We start from the raw sequence: 20995 nt of genomic DNA on the forward strand, positions 1-20995 counted from the left end.
TACCGCCATGGAAAAACTCGATATCTTCGCAAAGGACTGCCCCGCACGCTTCCCGCTGCAGGTGATCAGCGGCAAATGGGGACTGCTCGTCATCCTGGCCCTCGAGAAGAAACCGCTGCGTTTCAGTGAATTGGTGCATAACATCGGCGGCATCAGCGAGCGTATGGCTTCGCAGACGCTCAAGTACCTGGAGCAGATTGGCGTGGTTCGTCGTGAGGTGCTGCAGCGTTCGAAGCCGCCGCAGGTCTATTATGAGTTGACGTCGTTGGGTCGGCGGTTTCTCAAGCCGCTTGGCGAGCTGGTCGAGACGGTGAGTGCGCATGTGGATACGATGGCGTATCGCCGTGGCTGATTCCGTATGACTGTGCGTGCGAATCGGATCCCAAATCATGTCCGCGATGCCAATCATTGCATTTCATTTCATCGCATCTCATCGACGTGAAAAGGACATGCTGACGCTGGAGGTGTCTCCTCTTGCGTCTTGGAGAGAGCGTGCCAGTCAATTGGCGATGCTCGTACAATCATGGAGGTGGTATGACTGAGGAACCATTGAGTCTTGAGCTCGAAGATGCCGAATGGCCGTTCGAATATATTGATCATGATCGGCCAATCGCGCGGGCCATCGTCATCGATGCTCACGCGTACTTCTATTTTCTGCGGGTGCAGCGTACCGACGTCTTCGGCAATGCGGTGACGATCGAAACCTCCGGAGGCGGCATCGAACCAGGTGAGACTCCCACGGAGGCGGTGATGCGCGAGGTTAGGGAGGAGCTTGGAGCTGAGATTGAGATTCTCGGCGAGATTGGCTTGGTCAGCGATTGCTATAATCGGATTCACCGCCATAATATCAATCACTACTACCTGTGCCAGGCGCTTTCGTTCGGCGAGACGAATCTGACGGAGCTGGAGCGGACGAGATTCAATCTGTCGACATTGAAGCTCACCTATGCTCAGGCCATCGCCGAATACAGGAGATGCGAGGATTCCAAGCTCGGCAGACTGATTGCGGCGCGTGAGCTGCCAATGCTGGAGCGAGCATGGGGCATGCTCGGAAAGTTGGGATATTAGTGAGATTCAGGTGTCGATGCGCGTGAGTTCGGCGAGCGCCTTGTTGCGGTAGGTCAGGTCGTCGCGCGATGTGAATCCGAGCCGCTGCCAGAACGCGTTGCCATCCGCGTTGCGGGCGAAGACGACGAGCGCCACCTTGGCGATCCCCTCGTCGGTGAGCGCATGTAACGCCGCTTCGACGAGCGCGGTGCCGATGCCCTGGTGGCGGTGGTCGGGACTGACCGCGGTGTGGTAGATGTATCCGCGCCGTCCATCGTGCCCGGCGATGATGACGCCGGTGATGCGCCCGTCACGCTCGTCCACGAAGCATGTGGTCGGGTTGCGTGCCAGATATTTGGCGATGCCGTCGCGTGAGTCGTCGATGGTGTTGAGCCCCATGCCGGTGCATGACATACAGCATGCGCAGACGGCATCGTAGTCGTCGATCGTCATTGGTCGGATCATAGGCGTTCTTTCCGTATCTCTTCCGGTTTTGTTGTTCTGAAGCGAAGCATATGACCGAAGGAAACCCGTTCTATTTCTTCCTGATGAGTCTCAGTGTGAGGTTTTCTGTCACTGTCGCTGCGGCCGATATCACCATACTTCCTCCAATGATGGGCCGCAATATACTTCCAGTTTTTGGGCGTATCCCAGCTGCGGGTGCAGATTCGTGGACGGCCTATTGGATGTTAGGCGCGGATTGTCGCCGCCATACCCGCATCTAGGCATATGTGTGCCGATGGACTTCGATGATGCCACCGTGCATTGATCATCGACATTGTTCTTCCGAGAGGAACTGCGTCTTGGAATGCTTGCAAGGGAGCCTGTATTTCACCTGATAGGCTTATGCTTGTGCCAAGCGTAACCACCACACCTCCTTCCTCATGCAATGCATGAAAAGTGGGCAACGAGGAGACCTGTTGCCCACTGAAAATGATGACAGCCCACTCACGCCCCGTACTGCGTCAGATACTCCTCGGCGGCCTTGGCGATCTCGTCGGTGACGTAGGGCTGGCCGTGCTCGCCGATCAGCTGCCGTCCGGCGGCGAAGATCTCCTTGACGTTCGCAATGGCGAACACGGGGAACCCGAACTCGCGTTGCACGTCCTGCACGGCGGAGAGATCTGAGTCCTTCGTCTTCTCCATGCGGTCGACGGAGAGGACGAGGCCCACGATGTTGACGTCGGCCTGCGCCTTGAGCTTGGGGACGACCTCGCGCACTGCGGTGCCGGCGGTCATCACATCGTCGACGAGCAGCACGTTCATGCCGTCCTCGAGTGGCTTGCCCACCATCGTGCCACCGTCGCCGTGGTCTTTCTTCTCTTTGCGGTCGAAGGTGTAGCCGATGGAGGCGTTGAAGCGGTGCTGCATGGCGATCGTGGTGGCCACGGCCAGCGGGATGCCTTTGTATGCCGGTCCGAACACGGTGTCGATGCGGGCGGCCAGGTTGCTTGCGGCGATCTCCTGTTGGATCTTCTCGGCATAGAATTCACCGAGCGTGGCGATCTTCGCACCGTCATCGAAGGCGCCGGCGTTGATGAAATAGGGCGACTGGCGTCCCGACTTCAATGTGAACGAGCCGAACTTCAACGCCTGCGATTCGAGCAGAAACTGGGTGAAACGGGTATCCAATGCTTCGGTCATCTGTGGGTTCTCCCCTCTGGTAAACGGATGCGCGAATAATCTGCGTATTCGGGACATCTCCGGGTTCGATTTGTCCCGAATACGCCGATTGACGGTCATGAATGGAATCGGAACGGCGAACGGGCATCGCCGACGGGTCAGCGCCAGGTGTCGCCCTTGACGAGCTTGTGTGCCAATTGCGGGCGTGAGTCGAGCAGATCGTCGAGTTCACGCGCCACGCGGATCGGTGCGGTCGGGTCGTAGAGCGCGGCGCCGCCCACCTCGACGGCGTTGGCGCCTGCATACAGGTATTCGAGCGCCTTCTCGCCGGAGTCGATGCCGCCGATGCCGATGATCGGCACATCGGGCAGAGCGGTGCGCACACGCCACACGCAGGCCAGACCCACCGGGAACACGGCAGGTCCGGAGACACCGCCGGTACGGTTCGCGATGATCGGTTCGCCGGTTTTGATATTGATGCGCATGCCGACCAGCGTGTTGATCATGCTCAGCGCATCGGCACCGGATTCGACAGCCGCCTTGGCGATGGCCGTGATATCGGTGACATTCGGCGTGAGCTTGACGATCATCGGCTTGTCGGTCATCGGGCGCAAACGCTCCATGAGCCGGCTCAACGCCATCGGATCGGTGCCCACGCTCATGCCGCCGTGGGTCACGTTCGGGCAGCTCACGTTGATTTCGAGCATGTCGGCATCCGAGTCGGCGAGCTTGGCGACAACCTGGGCGTAGTCGTCGTCGCAATGACCGGCCACATTAGAGACGACCGTGGCGCCCATGTTCTTGAGTTTGGGCAGGTCATATTCGAGGTAATGGTCGACGCCCGGGTTCTGCAGGCCGACGGCGTTCACCGTGCCGGCCGGGCATTCCGCCGTGCGCACACCGGGATTGCCAAGCCATGGCACCGGCGAGACGCCTTTCGTGGTGACGGCGCCGAGCTGGCTCACATCGTAGAACTGGCCGCAGGCGTCCACCTGGAACGTGCCAGAGGCGGTGCCCACCGGGTTCCTCCATGGTATGCCTGCAACCACGGTGCCATGCTTCCACTCATGCGGTTCGTACACACTGCTTGTGGTCTCGTTCATCGTCTCGTTCTCCTTCGCCCGCTCGTCCATATCACGCATCGGCGTTCGCCTCGGCACCATCGGCGTCCCAACCCAATTGGTGCGCAGTGAAGACCGGACCAGCCTCACACACCTTCTCGCGGCCGGCACGTGTGTCGATTGTGCAGGCCACACAGGTGCCATACCCGCATCCCATGCGCTGCTCCATGCTCAGTTGGGCGTCCACGCCACGTTTGGAGGCCCAAGTGGCCACGGCTCTCATCATTGGCGTCGGACCGCAGGACAGAATGATCGTCTTGCGCCCGCTCTCCTCCAATGCCGGCCACAGACGTTCGAGCAACGTGAGCACATTGCCCTCCGACTCGTCGATGCTGTGCACTTCGTCCGCGTACTTGGCAGCATAGATGTCGGCGAAATGCTCGTCACGATAGCCGAACACGGCGATCGCCCGCGAATCCGCCTCATCACGCAGGCTCTGCGCGGCCTCGAGCAGCGGCGGAATGCCGAGACCCCCGCCGACGAGCACATAATCCGCAGCCTCATCGAGATTGAAGGGCGTGCCCAACGGGCCAAGCACATCGATGGTGTCCCCCGCTGTCAGCTTGCTGAACTCGTCGGTGCCGAAACCGACCACCGCGAAGATGAGGCTCACCTCGTCGCCATCCACCTCGCTGACTCCGAAAGGACGTGGCATGAGGTGCATGGGGTTCGACGAATACAGATTCACGAACTGCGCAGGTCGAACATGGTGGGCGATGTATTCGTCACGGAAGGTAAGACGGACGATGCCCGCAGTGAGTTGCTTCACGGCGACAATGCTGACGGTGCGCCTGGTCGGGGTGAAACCGGCCTCCTGGGCCTGTTCCACCGTGCGGGTGAATGCGGTTGGCATGAATCTCCTTGGTTGTTCGGTGTGCGAGAATCCGTACGGACGGCTATCGCATACAAATCTATATCGGTTATGCAAGGGCGACGCGCAGCTGGTCTCGCATATCGGCCGCCGCTGCGCGGGCGTTGACGGCTACGAGTTCCAGCGCGGATTCCGGTTCGAGTGAATCGCTGTATTGCTCGTCGTTACGCCAGGCGCCTATGATGCCGCGGGATGAGTTCACAATGGCGCCGGAACCGTTGTGGTCGAACATGCCGGCCACGCTTTGTGCCGTGCCGCCCTGTGCCCCGTACCCGGGCACGAGGAAGAACGTGTGGGGCATGCGCTCGCGCAATGCGGCACCCTCCTTGGGATGCGTCGCACCGACCACGGCTCCGGCCCGGGAATAGCCGAAACGGCCGATGGAATCCTTGCCCCAATCCTCCACCAGATCGGCCACATGCTCATACACCCGGCCGCCATCGGCCAATTCGAGCTCCTGAATCTGCGAGCTCGACGGATTCGAGGTGCGCACCAGAATGAACATGTCGCGATCGGCTTGCCCGGCGGCCTCCATGAACGGTTCGATGCCGTCGGAACCCAGGTACGGGTTCACCGTCACCGCGTCCTCAAACCACACGTCATCGCCTTGGAAACCGGTGAGATGATGCGCGTAGGCGGCGGCGGTCGAACCTATGTCACCGCGCTTGACATCGCCGATCACGTACAGGCCGCGGCTTTGCGCATATTCGCATGTCATCGTGTAACAGTCGATGCCTGCGGGCCCGAGCGCCTCATACATGGCGATCTGCGGCTTCACTGCAGGCACGATGTCGTACACCGCATCGATGATGGCGCGATTGAATTCGAAATACGCTGCTGCGGCAGCGGTGGCTGCCAGATTGTCGTCCGACTCCACCTGTTCCTCGGCTTCGACGGCATAGGCATCCATCACGGGGGCGGGAACGAGTTTGTCGGTGGGGTCAAGGCCCACGACACTGGGATTCTGTTTGTCTTCGATTGCTTCGATGAGCCGGTCCATAATCGCTACTCCCCTGTTTCCGTTTCGGTTGCCTCGTCAAATCCCAGTCGGTCGAACACCAGAGCGGATGCGATGATCGTCGCATACGGCTTGCCGCTCACATCCCAGCCGTTGAATGGCGTGTTACGTGCCTTCGACAGGAACCGGCCCGCGTCGATGCTCCACTGCTCCGTGGTGTTGAGAATGTTCAGGTCCACGAGCTCCGGGTGTTCCACTTCGGCCAGGTTCAGCGAGCGCTTCACCGCGCATTTCGACGAGGTGTTGAGCAATGCGGCGATGTCGGTGGAATGCCGTCCCATCAGTTGGGCCGGATTCAGCGACATGAGCTCGATGAGTCGCTGGTCGCTGATGTGGCCGCCGTCGACGAGTACCTTGTGGCATACCGCATAGGCGCATTCCAGTCCGATGATGCCGTTGGGTGCTTCGAGGAATCCGCGGGCCTTCTCTTCGAGTGTGTGCGGGGCATGGTCGGTGGCGATCATGTCCACGGTGCCGTCCTCGATCGCTTTGATCGTGGCCAAGCGATCCCGTTCGCCGCGCAGTGGTGGGTTCATCTTCGCGAGCGTGCCGTATTCGAGCAGCGCCTCGTCGTTCAATGCCAGATAATGCGGTGCGGTTTCGCAGGTGATGGGCAGCCCTTCGGCCTTCGCGTTGCGAATGGCGTCGAAGGAGATTGCGGTGGACACGTGCTGGAAGTGCACGTGCACGCCGGTTTCGCGCACGAGGTCGATGTCACGTTGCACGATCGCCAGTTCGGTGTCTTCGGGGATTCCCGGCACGTTCAGGGCATGGGATACGGGACCTTCGTTCACGGCGCCCACGTCATGGTGTTCGCAGTGCTCGATGAGGTATAGTCCGGTGCTCTTGACGTTGTCGAACACCTGGCGCAGCACTGGTTCTGGCACGGCTGAACCGTCGTCGCTCATTGCGGTGACGGGGTGGGCGATCTGTGCGGGGTCTTTCTCACTGTCATGGCCCGGCATGTACCATGCCCAGTCCTTCGGGTCGGTCGGTTCGAGCCCGGCCCGGCCTTTGGTGGCGCATACGCACAGTTCGTAGCGTACCGGCAGCGTGACGTGGTGGATCTGTTCATAGTGCTGCAGATAATCGATCACCGTGTGGTAGCCGGCATCGAGAATCTCCTGCGCGCCGGGTTCCCCCTCGTGTACTTGAAGGCCGTCCATCGCCGGCACGGTGTTCGGCATGATGAGCACGTTCGTGTAACCGCCCGATGCGGCGGCCATGCATCCGGAGACCATCGACTCCTTGTAGGTCTGCCCGGGATCGCGGAAGTGCACGTGCGGATCTTCGAAGCCCGGCGCCACGGTGAGCGCACTGGCGTCGATGGTGACGTCACGCGGGTCGGGGACGGTCAGGTCGATGTGTTCGCCCGTGTCCCACACCGTGATGTCGGTGAATGTGATGGCCATTTAGAATTTCGCCTCCTCGTCGCAGTATCGGCAGCGGTACACCTCGTCGTCGGTGTGGTCGAGGTAGAACACCTGGTCGATGCCGGGTTCGGTGGTCGTCACGCAGCGCGGGTTCACGCAGGTGATCACATTGACCACGCGTTCAGGCAGCGTCGGCGTCTGTTTGTTCACAATCTGGCCGCCGTGGATGATGTCGACGGTGGCTTGGCGGGCCACCAGTCCGAGCACGTCGAGGTCGACGTCCTGGGCGTCCTCGATCTTGATGATGTCTTTCGAACCGTACCGTCGGCTCGTTGTGTTCATGATCAGCGCGAGCTTCGTGGTGGCCGGGTCGATGCGCAGGTATTCGAGCACCTTGAGCGCGGTGCCGGCAGGCACATGATCGATGATGATCCCATCCTGGATGCTAGTGACTTCCATCAGGCTTCGACCTCCTGGTTCGCATACTGCTCGTAGCCGGGCAATTCGTCGCCGAGCACCGAGCTTTCCAATGCCATGCGCATGAGCATGCCGTTCTTCACCTGTTCGAAATAGGCGGCACGGGGGTCGACGTCCACCTCCGTGGCGATTTCGTTGACGCGCGGCAACGGGTGCAGCACCGCCATCGTGGGTTTGGCCTTCGCGAGTTTGCCCTCGTCAAGAATGTAGGTGTCACGCAGGCGCAGGTAATCGTCTTCGTTGAAGAAGCGTTCCTTCTGCACGCGCGTCATGTACAGGGCGTCCAGATCCCCTATGACCGTACTCAAGTCGGTGACCTCCTCGTACGAGCAGGTGGGCGTGGCGTTGATGCGGTTGAGCACGTATTGCGGGGTGCGCAGCTCCTTCGGTGAGATGAGCACGAAACGCACGTTGCCGAAGCGGCACAGCGTCTCGATGAGCGAGTGCACGGTGCGGCCGAAGGTCAGGTCGCCGCACAGGCCGATCGTCAGGCCGTTCACCCGTCCGAATCGCGACTGCAGTGTCGCGAGATCGGCGAGCGTCTGCGTCGGGTGCATGTGGCCGCCGTCGCCGGCGTTGATCACCGGCACCGAGGAGGCGTCCGCGGCCACCAGGGCGGCGCCTTCCTTCGGGTGACGGATCGCCACGACGTCGACGTAGTTCGACACGGTCTTCAACGTGTCCGAAATCGATTCGCCCTTCGTTGCGGAGCTCAGCTGCGATCCCGCAAAACCGATCACCTTGCCGCCCAACCGCAGCATTGCGGTCTCGAAGCTCAGTCGCGTGCGCGTGCTTGGCTCATAAAACAAAGTGGCCAACACCCGTCCGTCACAGGTGTGTGCCACTTCCTTGCGATGCGAATCGATGTACTGCGCTTTATGCAGCAACTCCTCGATTTGCGTGACTGTGAGATCGTCGAGGGTGATGACGCTGGTTCCCACTATGGACTGTCCGTCGGCGTGTTGCTGAACGCTAGACAATGGCTCACCTTTCATGCATGTGCTGTTCCAGGTGATCACCGAAGTGACCTCTCCAACTATACCCCACTGCCCCGCCGGCTCGACACGCCCTCATAATTCCGGCTGCACATACCGGGGAGCCTTGGCATGGGCCGCCTTCACGCGCCTGGCATCAGCCTGTGCAGAACGGGCGCCTGCAACTGCGTCCCGGGCCGGATGATTCGTCAGATCCCTGTCGATCCAAGCCATGACGAGATCGGCCAGTCTGTTCACCTCGGCATCGGTCAACGGCCGACCTTTGGCAATGCCATGCCATTTCTCGATGCATCCGCGGCAGCATGTCGCCGTCGCATGCTGGGCGGTGAACACCGGGTGCCCGCGCCAAGGCGTCTGCCTGCCGTCGTTGGACGGTTGCGCCTCGCCCACGCGTGCGCGCAGCATCTCATGCGCATGCCTGTCGATGACATGTCTGCCCTTGTCGCGCGCATACGACCGATCAGCCTCGCTCAACACGAACTTCGCACGGAACTGCGATTCGCCGAGCCGCACGAGGGTGTGCTCCACCCACGTGGATTCGTCATCATGCCCATTCATACCCGCCAGCGTATCTCACTCCTCAACACCGTAGAAGAGCCGTTCGCATACTTCACGACTCTTGCGCATTTGCGAGAGAATGTCGTTCTCGAACTGCTGACCGCGATCCGGATCGTAGCCAAGATACGTGGCAATGCCACTCAGGTCGAAATGCTGGTCGGGCAGGATGTCGGCGCGGTTCGCCCGCCCGTTCCACAGATAGTTGCCGTTGCGCGCCGCTGTGCACATCTGCCAGGCGTCACGCAGTATCTTCGCGTCCTCCATGACGATGAGCCCATGCTCCACCAAGACGTCAAGGGCCTGCATCGTCGAATTCACCTGCAACGCCTCAATGTCATGCGCATGCTGCAATTGCAGCAACTGCACGGTCCATTCGACATCCGACAGGCCTCCCCTGCCGAGTTTGAGATGCCGGTCGCGTCGCACACCACGTGGCAGACGCTCCGCCTCCATACGCGCCTTGAGTCTGCGTATCTCCTGCAACTGGTCGTCGGTGAGACGCTCGGCTGGGTATCGGAACGGGTTCGCGACATTCGCCAGAAAGTCCTCGGCCAGCTCCTTGTCGCCGGCTGCGAATCGGGCGCGCAACAGCGCCTGGCGCTCCCACACGCTTGCCCATGCACGGTAGTACTCCTCACACGAGGCGTACGAGCGCACGACGGGCCCGTTCTTGCCCTCAGGGCGCAGGTCCATGTCGAGTTCGATCTTCGGTTCTGTCGACACCGGACCCATGAGCATCATGCGCATCTGCTCCTGCACCTTGCGGGCGAACGAATTCGCGGCGGAATCGTCAGCGCCGTGCGCAGGACGGTAGATGATGATGACGTCGGCGTCGGAGCTGAAATTGACCTCACGGCCGCCATAACGCCCCATGCCGATGACGGCGAGATGCGCAGCCGGTCCATCCATGCCGTTCGCCCGCATCGTATCATGCACCGCCCATTGCAGCGAGGCCTGGATGATCGAGTCAACCACGTCGGTCATACCATTCAGGGCCTGCGCCGAATCGATCACATCGGTCATCCAGCCGATCCCGATGCGCTCGATCTCATGGCGGCGCAGTGCACGCAGCATGTTCGCCGCGTCGGCCAGTGAATCATCATATCGTGTGATGATCGCCTGACAGCCCACATCCAACGATTCACGTGTGCGCGCATGCAATTGGTCGTCATCGCCGAGCCAGCGGATCGACTCCTGCGACTTGTTGAGCGCGTCGCCGAGGAATCTGGAATTCGACAGCACGTGACACAACCGCTGTGCGGCCGACTGCGAGTCGCGCAGGAACCCCAGGTAGTCGCTGCCGGAACCGAACCGTTCCTCGAGGTTGCTCCAGCCCAGCAGTCCCATGTCGGGGTTCTGCCCTTCACCGAGCCAGCGCAGCACCGCGGGGAGCAGTATGCCATTGATCTTCGCGGCACGGGTGATGCCGGCGGTGAGCGCCTGCACATGCCGCAGCGCCGCCTGCGGGTCGGCGAAACCGATGGCGGCGTAACGATCCATCACCGCCTGCTCGCTCAGTTCCACGCGTTCGTCGCCCGAGACCGCGCTGATCGGCAGCATCGGCCGGTAGTAGATTTCGTTGTGGAGCCGACGGATCTGCCTGCGTGTCTCGTCGAAATTGTCCACCAGCTCCTCGTTGTGCCAGCCGAACACGCGGGCGAGCCTGTGCAGTTCGGCATTGCGCGAGAGCTCCTCCACATTGACCGTGCGCTTCTTCTCCAATCCGCCGGCGTTCGCATTGCCCATGTCGGGGAACAGATGGGTGCGTTTGAGCTGCCACATCTGCTGGCGGTGTTCAAGCACCCGTTCGAAACGGTAGTCGTGGGAGAGCACGCGGGCATGGCGGCGCGAGACATAGCCGCCATCGGAAAGCGCCTGCAACGCCTGCAACGTGGAGCGAACATGCAGGGTCTCATCGGCGCGGCCGTGCACCAGCTGCAGCATCTGCACGGTGAACTCCACGTCGCGAAGACCTCCGCGGCCCAGCTTGATCTCACGGTCGCGCAATGGCACTGGGATGAGGCTCTCCACACGTTCGCGCATGCGCTGGCAGTCGGAGACGAAGTTCTCGCGCCGCGAGGCCTGCCAGACGAATTCGGATGCCATCTGCATGTATGCCTCGCCAAGAGGCACGTCACCGGCCACAGCCCTTGCCTTGAGCAGTGCCTGGAACTCCCAGCTCTCCGCCCACTGCCGGTAGTAGGCCTTATGCGAGTCCAGACGGCGCACCAGCGGACCGTCCTTGCCTTCGGGTCTCAATGCCCCATCGATCTGCCACAGTGCGGGCTCCATCACATTGGGCATCACCGATTGGCAGATCTTCTGCATGAGCATGGCGATCTTCGAACCGACCTTGACCAGCTGCGGTTGCGACATGGTCTCGGCCATCGGCTCCACCACGTAGATGAGATCGACATCGGAGACGTAGTTGAGCTCCTGTGCGCCGAGCTTGCCCATGCCAATGATTGTGAAGCGCAGGAGTTCGGACTCCTCCGTGTTGCTCTGCGCAATGGCCAGCGCGCTTTCCAGGGCGGCGTCCGCCAGATCCGACAACGCGCGGGACACCGCCGGTTGAATCGCGATCGGGTCGTCGTGCGAAACATCGTAGGCCATGATCGCAGCCAGTTGTTCGTAATAGTTCCGTCGTAACCTATTGGTCGCCTCCGCCAACGGCACGTCGGTGATCAGGCGCCGGAACGAGGAGTCCGAAGAGTCCGCGGCGCCGAGCTGCTCTTCATGGGCATCGATCGCCGCCAACATGGTCGCACGTCTCGCCTCGCCGTCAAACCCCGCGCTGTGGAGGGAATCGACAGCCGCCGCCTCGACGAGTTCGGGTCGCGACCGCATGAGCACGCCAAGTTGCCGGCTGGCACCGAGCACCTGCAGCAATGTGCGCGGAGACCTACCGTGCAGCAGTCCGTGCAGTTTTCCGGGACGGTCGGCAAAGCTGATGATCAGTTCATGCAATGCGTCCAATGCCACGTCCGGATCCGCGCAATGCGCCAGTTCGCCGAGCAGTTCCCGCTGGGTGAGTTCGAGATCCCCCGCCGAGCACACCTCGCTGAGCAGTTCCTTCGCACGGCCGAGATTCTCGAATCCGGCATGAATGATGTCTCGTGTGCTTGGGGTGGTGTTCTCGTCGATCTCCATGCCTGTCAATCTAGCGTGTTTTTGTTGCGCTGGGAAATTGGGTCACGCTTTTTCGAACAGATTGCCCACGTTCTGCCATATTCTGCGCGAGACCGACGGATGGTTCATCGTGTACAGGTGCACGCCATCGACTCCCTGAGCCACGAGGTCGCTGATCTGCTCGCTCGCATAGATGATGCCCGCCTCGCGTAGCGTCCTGGGATCGTCTCCCCACTTTTCGAGCATGCGTTCGAGCTTGCGCGGGACCCGGGATGAGCACATGTTCGTCATGCGCCGCACCGATTTCGCATTGGTGACCGGCATGATGCCCGCCTCTATGGGCACATCGATGCCCGCGGCCCGTGCTTTGCCGAGGAATGCGATGAAATCGTCGTCGTCGTAGAACAGTTGGGAGATCAGATGCGAGGCGCCTGCATCCACCTTGGCTTTGAGATTCGCCACATCCTCGTCGAGCGTGGCCGCCTGCGGGTGCTTCTCCGGATAGCAGGCGCCATAGATCTTCAGATTCGGCCTACGTTCGCGAATGTAACACACCAGATCACTGGCATGGGTGAACACGCCGGCCGGTTCGCGCTCGCTGTTGCGGTCTCCGCGCAATGCGAGCACGCCGCTCACTTTCGCCTCATCGAACATGGCGAGCGCCTCGTCGACATCCCGGGCGGTGAGGTACTGTGCGGTCAGGTGGGCGACCGCGTCTATGCCGTATTCCGAGTGTATGGTGTGCGCGATGCGTGCGGTGGCCGTGCGGTCCGCTGATTTGCCGGTGCCGTAGGTGACCGAGATGAAGTCGGGTTTCATGTCGTTCAGCCCGTCGAGGGTGTCGTAGATCGTGCCGACCGGCGATGTGCGTTTGGGTGGGAATACTTCAAGGGAGAACATTGGCGTGTGCATTTGCTGGGTCTCGTGCTGTGTGATGCGTGCATTCTGATGGGATACGCAGTATGTATGCCACAGTGGGCGGATATGCCGCCATGGCATGCATACTGCGATTATGGTGTCCTGCGGACTGTTTGGAGGAGCCCGAATCAGTCGAGGTTGGCGCGCATGGCTTTCGCCGCCTGGACCATGTGCGTCAGACTCGGCCAGGTTTCGTCATTGCCTCGGGTCTTGAGGCCGCAATCGGGATTGATCCACACCTTGTTCACATCCATCTTCGCAAGAATCTCGCCGATGCGCTCCTCGGTCTCTTCGACCGAGGGGATGCGCGGGGAATGGATGTCGTACACACCCGGACCGGCCTCGGTTTCGAAGTGGGCGTCGTGGATGGCGTCGAGCACCACCAGATCGCCGCGGGAGGCTTCGAATGAGATGACATCGGCATCCATGGCGTCGATGTCCGAGATGATGTCGTTGAACTCCGAATAGCACATATGCGTGTGGATCTGCGTGCTTGGCTGCACGGCGGAATGCACGAGACGGAATGCGGGAATCGCCCAGTCGAGGTATTCACGATGCCAGTCGGATTCACGCAGCGGCAGTTTCTCACGCAAGGCGGCCTCGTCGATCTGGATGATCCTGATGCCGGCTTTCTCGAGGTCAAGGACCTCGTCCCGAATCGCCAGGGCCAACTGCTTGGTCTGCTCCTCATGGGTGATGTCCTCACGGGGCCACGACCAGTTGAGAATGGTGACAGGGCCGGTGAGCATGCCCTTCATCGGCTTGGCGGTGCGCGATTGGGCATAGGAGCTCCATGCCACGGTGATCGGCTGGGCACGGCTCACATCGCCCCAGATGATCGGAGGCTTGACGCAGCGGGTGCCGTAGGACTGCACCCAGGCGTTCTTCGTGAACAGGAAACCGTTGAGGTTCTGACCGAAGTATTCGACCATGTCGTTGCGCTCAAACTCCCCATGCACCAGCACGTCGAGTCCGATCTGCTCCTGCTTGGCCACCACATCGTCGATCTGACGTCGAATGAATTCGTCGTATTGCCCCTGGGAGATCTCACCCTTGCGAAGGCGGGCGCGTTCGGCACGCACCTGCTTGGTCTGCGGGAAAGAGCCTATCGTCGTAGTGGGCAGCAACGGCAGGCCAAGCGCCTCACGCTGGAGCCGCTGGCGTTCGCCACGCTCGGGTCGGCGCACATAGTCCGCATCGGCAAGGGCGGCGATGCGGGCGCGCACAACTTCGTCGGCGACCACACGGCTGCCATCGAACAGCGCCTGGTTGGCGGCGAGCGCAGTGGACTGACGCTTCGCATCGTCGTCGAGCTGCATGAGGTCTGCGATCTCGCGAACCTCCTCGAGTTTCTCCACAGCGAAGGCGAAATGGCGCAGCACCTTGTCGCCAAGCTGTTCCTCCCCCTTGGTGCTGAACGGCACATGGAGCAGCGAACAGGCCGAAGCGACTGCGACGTTGGCGGTCACCTGCTGGAGTGCCTCCACCAGTGCGATGCTTTCCGCATAGTTGTTGCGCCAGATGTTGCGGCCATTGACCACGCCTGCGAAGAGCGTGGTGCGTGCTGCTACACCATGGTGTTCGACGGCCTTGAGGTTCTCGTCACGCCCTTCGATGAGGTCGAGTCCCACCCCGTCGAATTCGAAGAGCTTCACTGTTTCGTAAATATCGGCTATGTTGCCGAAATACGTGTTGAGCAGCACCCTGACACCGCTGTCCCGCGCCGGCAGCAGACGCGAATAGAGCGATTTGAACAGCGAGACGTCACCCTCGTGCTTGTCGAGCACCAGATATGGTTCGTCGAGCTGCACCCATTGCGCGCCCAGCTTGGCGAAGCGCCGGAGAACCTCGGCGTACACGTCGGCCACGGCATCCACGAGCCCCTCGTCGATGGTGAGCTCCTGGGCCTCGGCATCGCGGGAGAGTTTGAGGAAGGTGTATGGGCCGATGAGCACCGGCTTCGTCTCTATGCCCAGCGACTTCGCCTCCAAGTACTCATCGAACGGTTTCGTGCCGTTGAGCCGCACCTCGGTGGAGGAGTCGAATTCGGGCACCAGGTAATGGTAGTTCGTGGTGAACCATTTCTTCATGGGCAATGCGGTCACATCGCCACGCTCACCCTGGTACCCGCGGGCCATGGCGAACAGTGTCTCCTCAGGGTTGTCAAAACCAAGACGACGGTATCGGGCCGGAATCACATTGAGCAGGACCGCGGTGTCGAGCATCTGGTCGTACAGTGAGAAATCGTTACTCGGGATCAGATCAATGCCTGCGTCCTTTTCCAACCTCCAATGCCGAACACGAAGCTCGCGGCCGGTCTCACGCACATCGTCGAGCGTGGCATTGCCTTTCCAATAGGCTTCGATGGCCTTCTTGAGTTCACGGTCGCGTCCGATGCGGGGGAAACCCGAGATGGATGTGGGAATGGTCATGGATCCTCCAGTCGTGTCGATGCAATGGAGACCACGTTAGCAAACTGGAACCGGTGCAAGCCCGAAATTCTTAAAAACGGCGCATAGGAGTTTTCTTTCAAAGGCTATAAGGCACACTTATAGCCTGCCGTCGACGCCTGCGCCTGCTACTTTTCGAACTCCTTCGGCGTGAGCACCGCAATGAGATTCGCCTCATGGGTCCCCCATTTTCTGAACGGCGCATTCGAACCGAATATCGCCACGCCGGCAGTCGACATGCCAAGGTTCAGCAGATCGAGCTGGCCCGGATCACTTTGTTCGCCTGCCAGCCACTGGCTCGCCAGCGAGACGGTGGGCTCATGGCCGAGCACCAGCAGCGCATGGCGTTTGTCCTTGCAGGCAGCGAGCATGTCGAACACCGCCTGCATACCTTTCGCATAGAGATCCTGGTAGTAGTCGACTTTCGGAGCGTCGCCGAACACCTTGAGCATGCGCTCGCATGTCTGCATCGCCCGGGTGGCGCTTGAACAGTCGATCTGATCCGGCACCAATCCCATGTCGCGCAGACCCTTCGCCACGCGCTTGGCCTGCTTGAGTCCTTTGTCGGTGAGCACACGCTCAAAATCGCCCTTCGCGTTGAAGGCCTCCGTCTTCGCATGGCGCATGATGATGAGCACGTGCTTGTATTCCTTGGCCCTCTTCGCCACTTTCTTCAGATTCACGCTTCCTCCATGCATCCCGCCGGGCCTGACCGACCCGCACCCTTCCCATTCTAATTCCAGCCATGCTGTAGTGCATCGTGTCGCGCCCGGCGATAATCGGTCATTGAGAATCCAAATGACTGCGTTGTTCGTCCAGATCCCTGAGCACCTTGCGCAGCTTGCGGTCGGAGATGTCACGAAGCTCAAGCTCCTCGAGCGATGCCTCGCGCTCCTCTACGGAGAGTGAGTCGATATCCGTCGTCGTGTCCTTCGTGGCACGGTCACGCTTGCGCAACGCATCGTATCCGGGAGCCATCGCCCGGGAGACGATGAGGAAACCGGTGTGGCCGATCATCTGATGGTCGGGACGCACTGCAAGACCCTGCGCTTTCCAATTGCGCTCCATGGTCTCCTGGATCTGCGGTGCGGTCCAATGCTCACTCTCCCGCAGCGCTTCGGCCATACGGCTCATCTGCGTGGTCGTCGTCACATAGGCGACGAGCACGCCACCTGGCGCGATCACCCGATACGCCTGTTCCAGTCGGTTCCAGGGATCGAGCATGTCGAGCATGATGCGGTCGAATCCTTGTTCCGGCAACGTGGAGGCCACCGAATCGAAATCGCCGACCAGAAGATTCCACCAATCCGGTCGGCGCCCGTAATACAATGTGGCGTTCGCCTCGGCGATCCTCGCGAAATCAGGGCGCATCTCGATCGTGGTCAGGCAGCCGCCCTCACCCACCGCGTCGAGCAGGTGCAGGCTCATCGCACCCGAACCGGCCCCGGATTCCAGCACGCGGGCGCCCGAACGTATGTCGCCGAGCTCAATCACCTGCGCGATGTCCTTCGGATACATGATCTGTGCGCCACGCGGCATCGACAGAACATAGTCGGCCATGCGCGGCCGCATCACCGCGAACTGCCAGCCGCCGATTGCGCGCGCAGCCTTCCATGGTTTCGCCGTATCGCGTTCCGGGTGCTCCCTGTTGAATTGGTCCTCACGCTTGGCGGTGACGGTGGTGACCACGCTGCCCTCGTTCCTGCCGATCACATCGTCATGCAGGATGATGCCATGTGAGGTCTGTGTGACGCCGCCCGCAACCAATTGGTCGGTGATCTTGTTCGACTTGCGGTCGGTGAACTGCACTTTCTCACCGGATTGCAACGGACCTCTGCGCATACGCTCTCGACTCCATGCTCTGCTTGCTCATTGGACGTAAATCCACTGTAGCCAAGCTCGTCTACACCATCCGTCGGCCTTCCCGTCGCCGACATGCTCATATTCGGGCGAAGGCGCTCCATCGGTCGTCGATGTGGTGCACGTCGAGCGGCATGCCGAACAGTCGGCTCAGCCGTTCGGCGGTCAACCCGTGTTCGAGGTCACCCGCATATTCGATCGTTCCCGGTGCTGGATCGGCAGGGTCGGGTTGCGACGTGACGGTTGACTGGCGTCCCATGATCGCAATATGGTCAAAACCCTGAGGGATCTCCTCGAGATGATGCGTGACGACGATAATCGTACGTGGGTCGTCATGCAGCGACGACAACGCGCGAATCGTGATCTCGCGCGCGCCGAGATCGAGTCCGGTTGTCGGCTCGTCGAGAATGAGCAGTTCGGATTGGGCCATGAGCGCACGACAGATCAGTGTGCGTGTCCGCTCCCCCTCGGAGAGTCGACCGAACTGCTTGCCGGCAAGGTATGCGATGCCGAAATCTTCCATGAGTCTGCGCGCGCGGGCGTATTCGTCGGATGTATAGGTGTCCTTCCAACGGCCGGTCGTCGCGCTGAGCGCGGTGACCACGACGTCAAGCGGGTCTTCGAACGGCGGAAACGCGCGCGACAGCTCCGCCGAGCTCAGTCCGATCAGGTGGCGGTACGAGAACACGTCGACCTTGCCAAGGCGCCGTCCGAGCACGTCGATGTCGCCGGATGTGGGGAACGCGCGTGTGCTCATCATCGAGATCAGGCTCGATTTGCCAATGCCGTTCGGCCCGAACAGAATCCATTTCTCGCCGCGTCCGATCTCCAGATTCACGTCATCCACGATCACACGGCCATACCGTCGCAGATGCACGTTGTGCATGGCCAACGCCCGTGTTTCGCAGTCCAGTCCTTCCATTGCACCCCCATATGAGAGCTGGATCCCGTTGCATGGGATCCAGCCCGCTTCCTCTTGCTTGCCGTGCCGCGAATTATTCGTGCTGCGCCGCACGCTCCTCGAGCACACTGCGGTACACGGCGACGGTCTGGTCCGCGATCGACTCCCAGCTGAACTTGTCGCGTGCGCGTTCGCGCCCACGTTCACCCATGTCCTTGGCCCGCTGCGGGTCGGCGAACATCTCATTGATCGCATCCGCCAGATCGTGCACGAACCGTTCGGGATTCGTCGGCGTGCCGGTGCCGTCGTGCTTCTGTTCGATGGGCACGAGATACCCGGTCACCCCGTCGACGACGACCTCAGGAATGCCACCCGTCGCGGTGGCGACCACCGGCAGACCGCAAGCCATCGCCTCGAGGTTCACAATGCCGAGCGGCTCGTAGATGCTCGGGCAGATGAACGCATCGCAGCCGTGTTCGAGCGCGTTGAGCTCGTGCTTCGGCAGCATCTCCTCGATCCAGATGATGTTGCCGCGCTCCTCATTGAGCCTAGCCACCGCCTCCTTGACCTCCTTGCCGATTTCCGGGGTGTCGGGCGCGCCCGCGCATAGCACCACCTGGATGTCCGGGTCGACGAAATGCAATGCCTGCAGCAGGTACGGCAGCCCCTTCTGCCGGGTGATGCGCCCGACGAACAGCAGGGTCGGCTTGTCGCGGTCGATGTGGTAGCGGTCGAACACCGCCCAGCCGGCATCATCGGGGGCCGGCGTCTCGAAATCGGCAAGCGTGATGCCGTTGTGCACCACGACCACCTTGTTCGGGTCCACATTCGGGTAGGCGGCGAGAATGTCCTCACGCATGCCGCCGGACACGGCGATGATGCGGTCGGCATGCTCATAGGCGTCACGTTCGGCCCAGGAGCTCAGATTGTAGCCGCCGCCGAGCTGCTCGCGCTTCCATGGGCGGAATGGTTCCAGCGAATGGGCCGTGATCACGAGCGGGATGTCATGCAGCAGCTGCGCCATGCGCCCGGCAAGGCATGTGTACCAGGTGTGGGCGTGGACGAGTTCACTGTCGACGTCGTTGGCCATCTGCAGATCCACACCGAAGGTTCGGATGGCCGCGTTGTCGCCATCCAGCTCCGTCGGCACATCATAGCCTATCACACGCAACGAGCCGCGTCCGTCGTGCTGCGCCGCCTCGGATTCGCGCGGTCCGTCGAATGCGCGCACCGTCACGTCGATGCGTTCGGCCAACACCTTCGCCAGCTCCTCCACATGTACGCCGGCGCCGCCATAGACATGCGGCGGGTATTCGCGGGTGAGAATGTCAACTTTCATAATCGCCTCTTCCATGAGTTCCATGCATACGACTGCATACACCACAATACGGCCTTCGGAGGCGAGAAACACAATGGATTGTGTATATTGGAACGATCCGTTCCGCCGGCGTCGCGAACCGCACACCGAAGCAGATGGTCAACACGTCGCTTTTTGCGTAATTGATTCATGGGCGTTCCCCCAACGCGCGAAAACTACTCTATTCGCGTATTTGCCTATACAGACACCGGGTTCGGGTCTAGGTTGGAGACATGAGTGAAAACAACATTGTACGCCTGAACAAAGGCGATAAGGCACCGAATTTCGAACTCGAATCGGACGAATACAAGCACTATGCGCTTGCGGACTTCAAGCACCAGAACGTCGTGCTCTACTTCTACCCGAAGGCGGGCACGTCGGTGTGCACGCGTGAGGCCAAGGACTTCCGCGACAACCTCGAGCGTTTCCAGGCCGAAGGATATGCCGTCATCGGCATCTCCCCCGACGATGTGAAGGCGCTGCAGGAGTTTCGCAAGAGCAACGACCTCAACTTCATCCTGCTCTCCGACCCGGAGTTCACCGTGCACAAGCTGTACGGCGCCGCCAAGGAGCACGAGAAGGACGGCAAGGAAACCTACGAGACCATTCGTTCCACTTTCGTGCTCGACGGAGACGACACGATTCGCTTCGCCGGCTACGACGTGAACGTCAACGGCCAGATCGACGAACTGCTCGAGCAGATCGAGAAGATCAAGTAAGGCATATTCGTTCCCGGAAGGGGTCGCGCTCATCGCCGCGGCCCCTTCCTTTTGCCCCAGCCATCGCCCCTGCATGCGTCTGATCAGACGGCGGTTCCATTCTGATCGAGGTTCGGGTTGTTCTTCGAATCACCGGCCGTGAAGAACAGGCTGATCACACCGCAGGCGAAGACTGCACACACCGTGATGATCACCCACATCGGCAGGTTAGGCACCCACATGACCACGAAGAACGAGATGGCGGACACCACGATGACGATCCAGCTGAACAGACGCGCCCATTGGCGCCCGGAATGTGGGGCACGAAGCACCTGTGGCGGGTCGTAGTTGTCTGGATCCGTGTCGAGCGCGATCTCCTCGTACTTCTCAAGTTCGCTGCTCGATGGCTTCCACGGGCCCTTCTTGCCCTCCTTCAGCCGACGGGAACGCTCCTGCAACTGCGACTCGTCGATCATGCCACTGCGACCACGACCCTGTGTCGAGTCATACTGCGAGGGCATTCCCCCGTTGTTTTTCGAACGACGTTGCGCACGATTGGCCATGTCTTCTCCTTCGTAAAAGTCCAACACCCATACTCT

19 protein-coding genes and 1 pseudogene are annotated in these 20995 nt (G+C 60.9%); 3 read left to right on the forward strand and 17 right to left on the reverse strand.

The window, feature by feature from the left end; translation table 11 throughout:
• The first annotated feature begins 7 nt into the window (after positions 1–7).
• Both OGI63_RS08955 and OGI63_RS08960 read left to right on the forward strand, forming a co-directional pair.
• Entirely contained in the window at positions 8–352 is a 345-nt protein-coding gene (locus OGI63_RS08955; protein ID WP_004217896.1) for a winged helix-turn-helix transcriptional regulator, read from the forward strand.
• Between the two features lie 182 nt (positions 353–534).
• Positions 535–1068 (forward strand): NUDIX domain-containing protein, encoded by a 534-nt coding sequence (locus tag OGI63_RS08960; protein ID WP_004217895.1) that lies wholly within the window; start codon positions 535–537, stop codon positions 1066–1068.
• Between the two features lie 6 nt (positions 1069–1074).
• Here the strand turns inward: OGI63_RS08960 and OGI63_RS08965 are convergent, their stop codons facing one another.
• From OGI63_RS08965 to glgA, 16 genes and pseudogenes are all read right to left on the reverse strand, one after another.
• Positions 1075–1500, reverse strand: coding sequence for a GNAT family N-acetyltransferase (locus OGI63_RS08965; protein WP_004217893.1), 426 nt, complete (start codon positions 1498–1500; stop codon positions 1075–1077).
• 495 nt (positions 1501–1995) lie between these two features.
• Positions 1996–2691, reverse strand: a complete 696-nt coding sequence (gene pyrE / locus OGI63_RS08970; RefSeq protein WP_004217892.1) for an orotate phosphoribosyltransferase — start codon at positions 2689–2691, stop codon at positions 1996–1998.
• Positions 2692–2828: 137 nt separating this feature from the next.
• Positions 2829–3812, reverse strand: coding sequence for a dihydroorotate dehydrogenase (locus tag OGI63_RS08975; protein WP_004217891.1), 984 nt, complete (start codon positions 3810–3812; stop codon positions 2829–2831).
• Positions 3805–4644 carry a dihydroorotate dehydrogenase electron transfer subunit gene (locus tag OGI63_RS08980; protein WP_004217890.1) on the reverse strand — a complete coding sequence of 280 codons (840 nt, stop codon included), beginning with the start codon at positions 4642–4644 and terminating at the stop codon, positions 3805–3807. Before OGI63_RS08980 ends, OGI63_RS08975 begins: the two co-directional genes overlap by 8 nt.
• 67 nt (positions 4645–4711) lie before the next feature.
• Positions 4712–5662 carry an orotidine-5'-phosphate decarboxylase gene (gene pyrF / locus OGI63_RS08985; RefSeq protein ID WP_004217889.1) on the reverse strand — a complete coding sequence of 317 codons (951 nt, stop codon included), beginning with the start codon at positions 5660–5662 and terminating at the stop codon, positions 4712–4714.
• 5 nt (positions 5663–5667) lie between these two features.
• On the reverse strand, positions 5668–7092 hold the full coding sequence (locus OGI63_RS08990) for a dihydroorotase (protein ID WP_004217888.1): 1425 nt from the start codon (positions 7090–7092) through the stop codon (positions 5668–5670).
• Entirely contained in the window at positions 7093–7512 is a 420-nt protein-coding gene (locus OGI63_RS08995) for an aspartate carbamoyltransferase regulatory subunit (RefSeq protein WP_004217887.1), read from the reverse strand. It lies immediately after the preceding gene.
• Positions 7512–8474, reverse strand: coding sequence for an aspartate carbamoyltransferase (pyrB, locus tag OGI63_RS09000; RefSeq protein WP_171021307.1), 963 nt, complete (start codon positions 8472–8474; stop codon positions 7512–7514). The genes OGI63_RS08995 and pyrB overlap by 1 nt, the downstream gene beginning before the upstream one ends.
• Before the next feature lie 222 nt (positions 8475–8696).
• Positions 8697–9083 (reverse strand): annotated as a pseudogene (locus tag OGI63_RS09005) (DUF4186 domain-containing protein); the annotation flags it as partial.
• Between the two features lie 15 nt (positions 9084–9098).
• Positions 9099–12233 (reverse strand): bifunctional [glutamine synthetase] adenylyltransferase/[glutamine synthetase]-adenylyl-L-tyrosine phosphorylase, encoded by a 3135-nt coding sequence (locus OGI63_RS09010; RefSeq protein WP_004217884.1) that lies wholly within the window; start codon positions 12231–12233, stop codon positions 9099–9101.
• 42 nt (positions 12234–12275) lie between these two features.
• A complete protein-coding gene (gene metF, locus OGI63_RS09015) occupies positions 12276–13124 on the reverse strand; it encodes a methylenetetrahydrofolate reductase [NAD(P)H] (protein ID WP_014483164.1) in 849 nt (282 codons plus the stop codon).
• 134 nt (positions 13125–13258) lie between these two features.
• Entirely contained in the window at positions 13259–15562 is a 2304-nt protein-coding gene (gene metE, locus OGI63_RS09020; protein ID WP_004217882.1) for a 5-methyltetrahydropteroyltriglutamate--homocysteine S-methyltransferase, read from the reverse strand.
• A 146-nt stretch (positions 15563–15708) separates the two neighbouring features.
• On the reverse strand, positions 15709–16263 hold the full coding sequence (locus OGI63_RS09025) for a SixA phosphatase family protein (protein WP_004217881.1): 555 nt from the start codon (positions 16261–16263) through the stop codon (positions 15709–15711).
• A gap of 100 nt (positions 16264–16363) precedes the next feature.
• Entirely contained in the window at positions 16364–17422 is a 1059-nt protein-coding gene (locus tag OGI63_RS09030; protein WP_004217880.1) for a tRNA (adenine-N1)-methyltransferase, read from the reverse strand.
• Between the two features lie 97 nt (positions 17423–17519).
• Positions 17520–18362, reverse strand: a complete 843-nt coding sequence (locus tag OGI63_RS09035) for an ABC transporter ATP-binding protein (protein ID WP_004269094.1) — start codon at positions 18360–18362, stop codon at positions 17520–17522.
• A 73-nt stretch (positions 18363–18435) separates the two neighbouring features.
• Positions 18436–19680 carry a glycogen synthase gene (gene glgA / locus OGI63_RS09040; RefSeq protein ID WP_014483165.1) on the reverse strand — a complete coding sequence of 415 codons (1245 nt, stop codon included), beginning with the start codon at positions 19678–19680 and terminating at the stop codon, positions 18436–18438.
• A 251-nt stretch (positions 19681–19931) separates the two neighbouring features.
• Here glgA and OGI63_RS09045 point away from each other — a divergent pair, with 251 nt between their 5' ends.
• A complete protein-coding gene (locus OGI63_RS09045; protein WP_004217876.1) occupies positions 19932–20417 on the forward strand; it encodes a peroxiredoxin in 486 nt (161 codons plus the stop codon).
• 83 nt (positions 20418–20500) lie between these two features.
• On the opposite strand, the gene OGI63_RS09050 is transcribed toward OGI63_RS09045, so the two are convergent.
• Positions 20501–20959 (reverse strand): hypothetical protein, encoded by a 459-nt coding sequence (locus OGI63_RS09050; RefSeq protein WP_004217875.1) that lies wholly within the window; start codon positions 20957–20959, stop codon positions 20501–20503.
• Positions 20960–20995 lie beyond the last annotated feature (36 nt).

It is taken from the genome of Bifidobacterium sp. KRGSERBCFTRI (assembly GCF_025908335.1).

Bases quoted from the DNA above. Each gene is read 5' to 3' on its own strand.
- OGI63_RS09045 (WP_004217876.1), top strand. From the start codon at position 19,932: ATGAGTGAAAACAACATTGTACGCCTGAACAAAGGCGATAAGGCACCG.
- OGI63_RS09035 (WP_004269094.1), bottom strand. From the start codon at position 18,362: ATGGAAGGACTGGACTGCGAAACACGGGCGTTGGCCATGCACAACGTG.
- OGI63_RS08995 (WP_004217887.1), bottom strand. From the start codon at position 7,512: ATGGAAGTCACTAGCATCCAGGATGGGATCATCATCGATCATGTGCCT.
- OGI63_RS08960 (WP_004217895.1), top strand. From the start codon at position 535: ATGACTGAGGAACCATTGAGTCTTGAGCTCGAAGATGCCGAATGGCCG.
- OGI63_RS08980 (WP_004217890.1), bottom strand. From the start codon at position 4,644: ATGCCAACCGCATTCACCCGCACGGTGGAACAGGCCCAGGAGGCCGGT.
- OGI63_RS09010 (WP_004217884.1), bottom strand. From the start codon at position 12,233: ATGGAGATCGACGAGAACACCACCCCAAGCACACGAGACATCATTCAT.
- OGI63_RS08965 (WP_004217893.1), bottom strand. From the start codon at position 1,500: ATGACGATCGACGACTACGATGCCGTCTGCGCATGCTGTATGTCATGC.
- OGI63_RS08975 (WP_004217891.1), bottom strand. From the start codon at position 3,812: ATGCGTGATATGGACGAGCGGGCGAAGGAGAACGAGACGATGAACGAG.
- metE (WP_004217882.1), bottom strand. From the start codon at position 15,562: ATGACCATTCCCACATCCATCTCGGGTTTCCCCCGCATCGGACGCGAC.
- pyrF (WP_004217889.1), bottom strand. From the start codon at position 5,662: ATGGACCGGCTCATCGAAGCAATCGAAGACAAACAGAATCCCAGTGTC.
- glgA (WP_014483165.1), bottom strand. From the start codon at position 19,680: ATGAAAGTTGACATTCTCACCCGCGAATACCCGCCGCATGTCTATGGC.
- pyrE (WP_004217892.1), bottom strand. From the start codon at position 2,691: ATGACCGAAGCATTGGATACCCGTTTCACCCAGTTTCTGCTCGAATCG.
- metF (WP_014483164.1), bottom strand. From the start codon at position 13,124: ATGCACACGCCAATGTTCTCCCTTGAAGTATTCCCACCCAAACGCACA.
- OGI63_RS08955 (WP_004217896.1), top strand. From the start codon at position 8: ATGGAAAAACTCGATATCTTCGCAAAGGACTGCCCCGCACGCTTCCCG.
- OGI63_RS08990 (WP_004217888.1), bottom strand. From the start codon at position 7,092: ATGGCCATCACATTCACCGACATCACGGTGTGGGACACGGGCGAACAC.
- OGI63_RS09050 (WP_004217875.1), bottom strand. From the start codon at position 20,959: ATGGCCAATCGTGCGCAACGTCGTTCGAAAAACAACGGGGGAATGCCC.
- OGI63_RS09030 (WP_004217880.1), bottom strand. From the start codon at position 17,422: ATGCGCAGAGGTCCGTTGCAATCCGGTGAGAAAGTGCAGTTCACCGAC.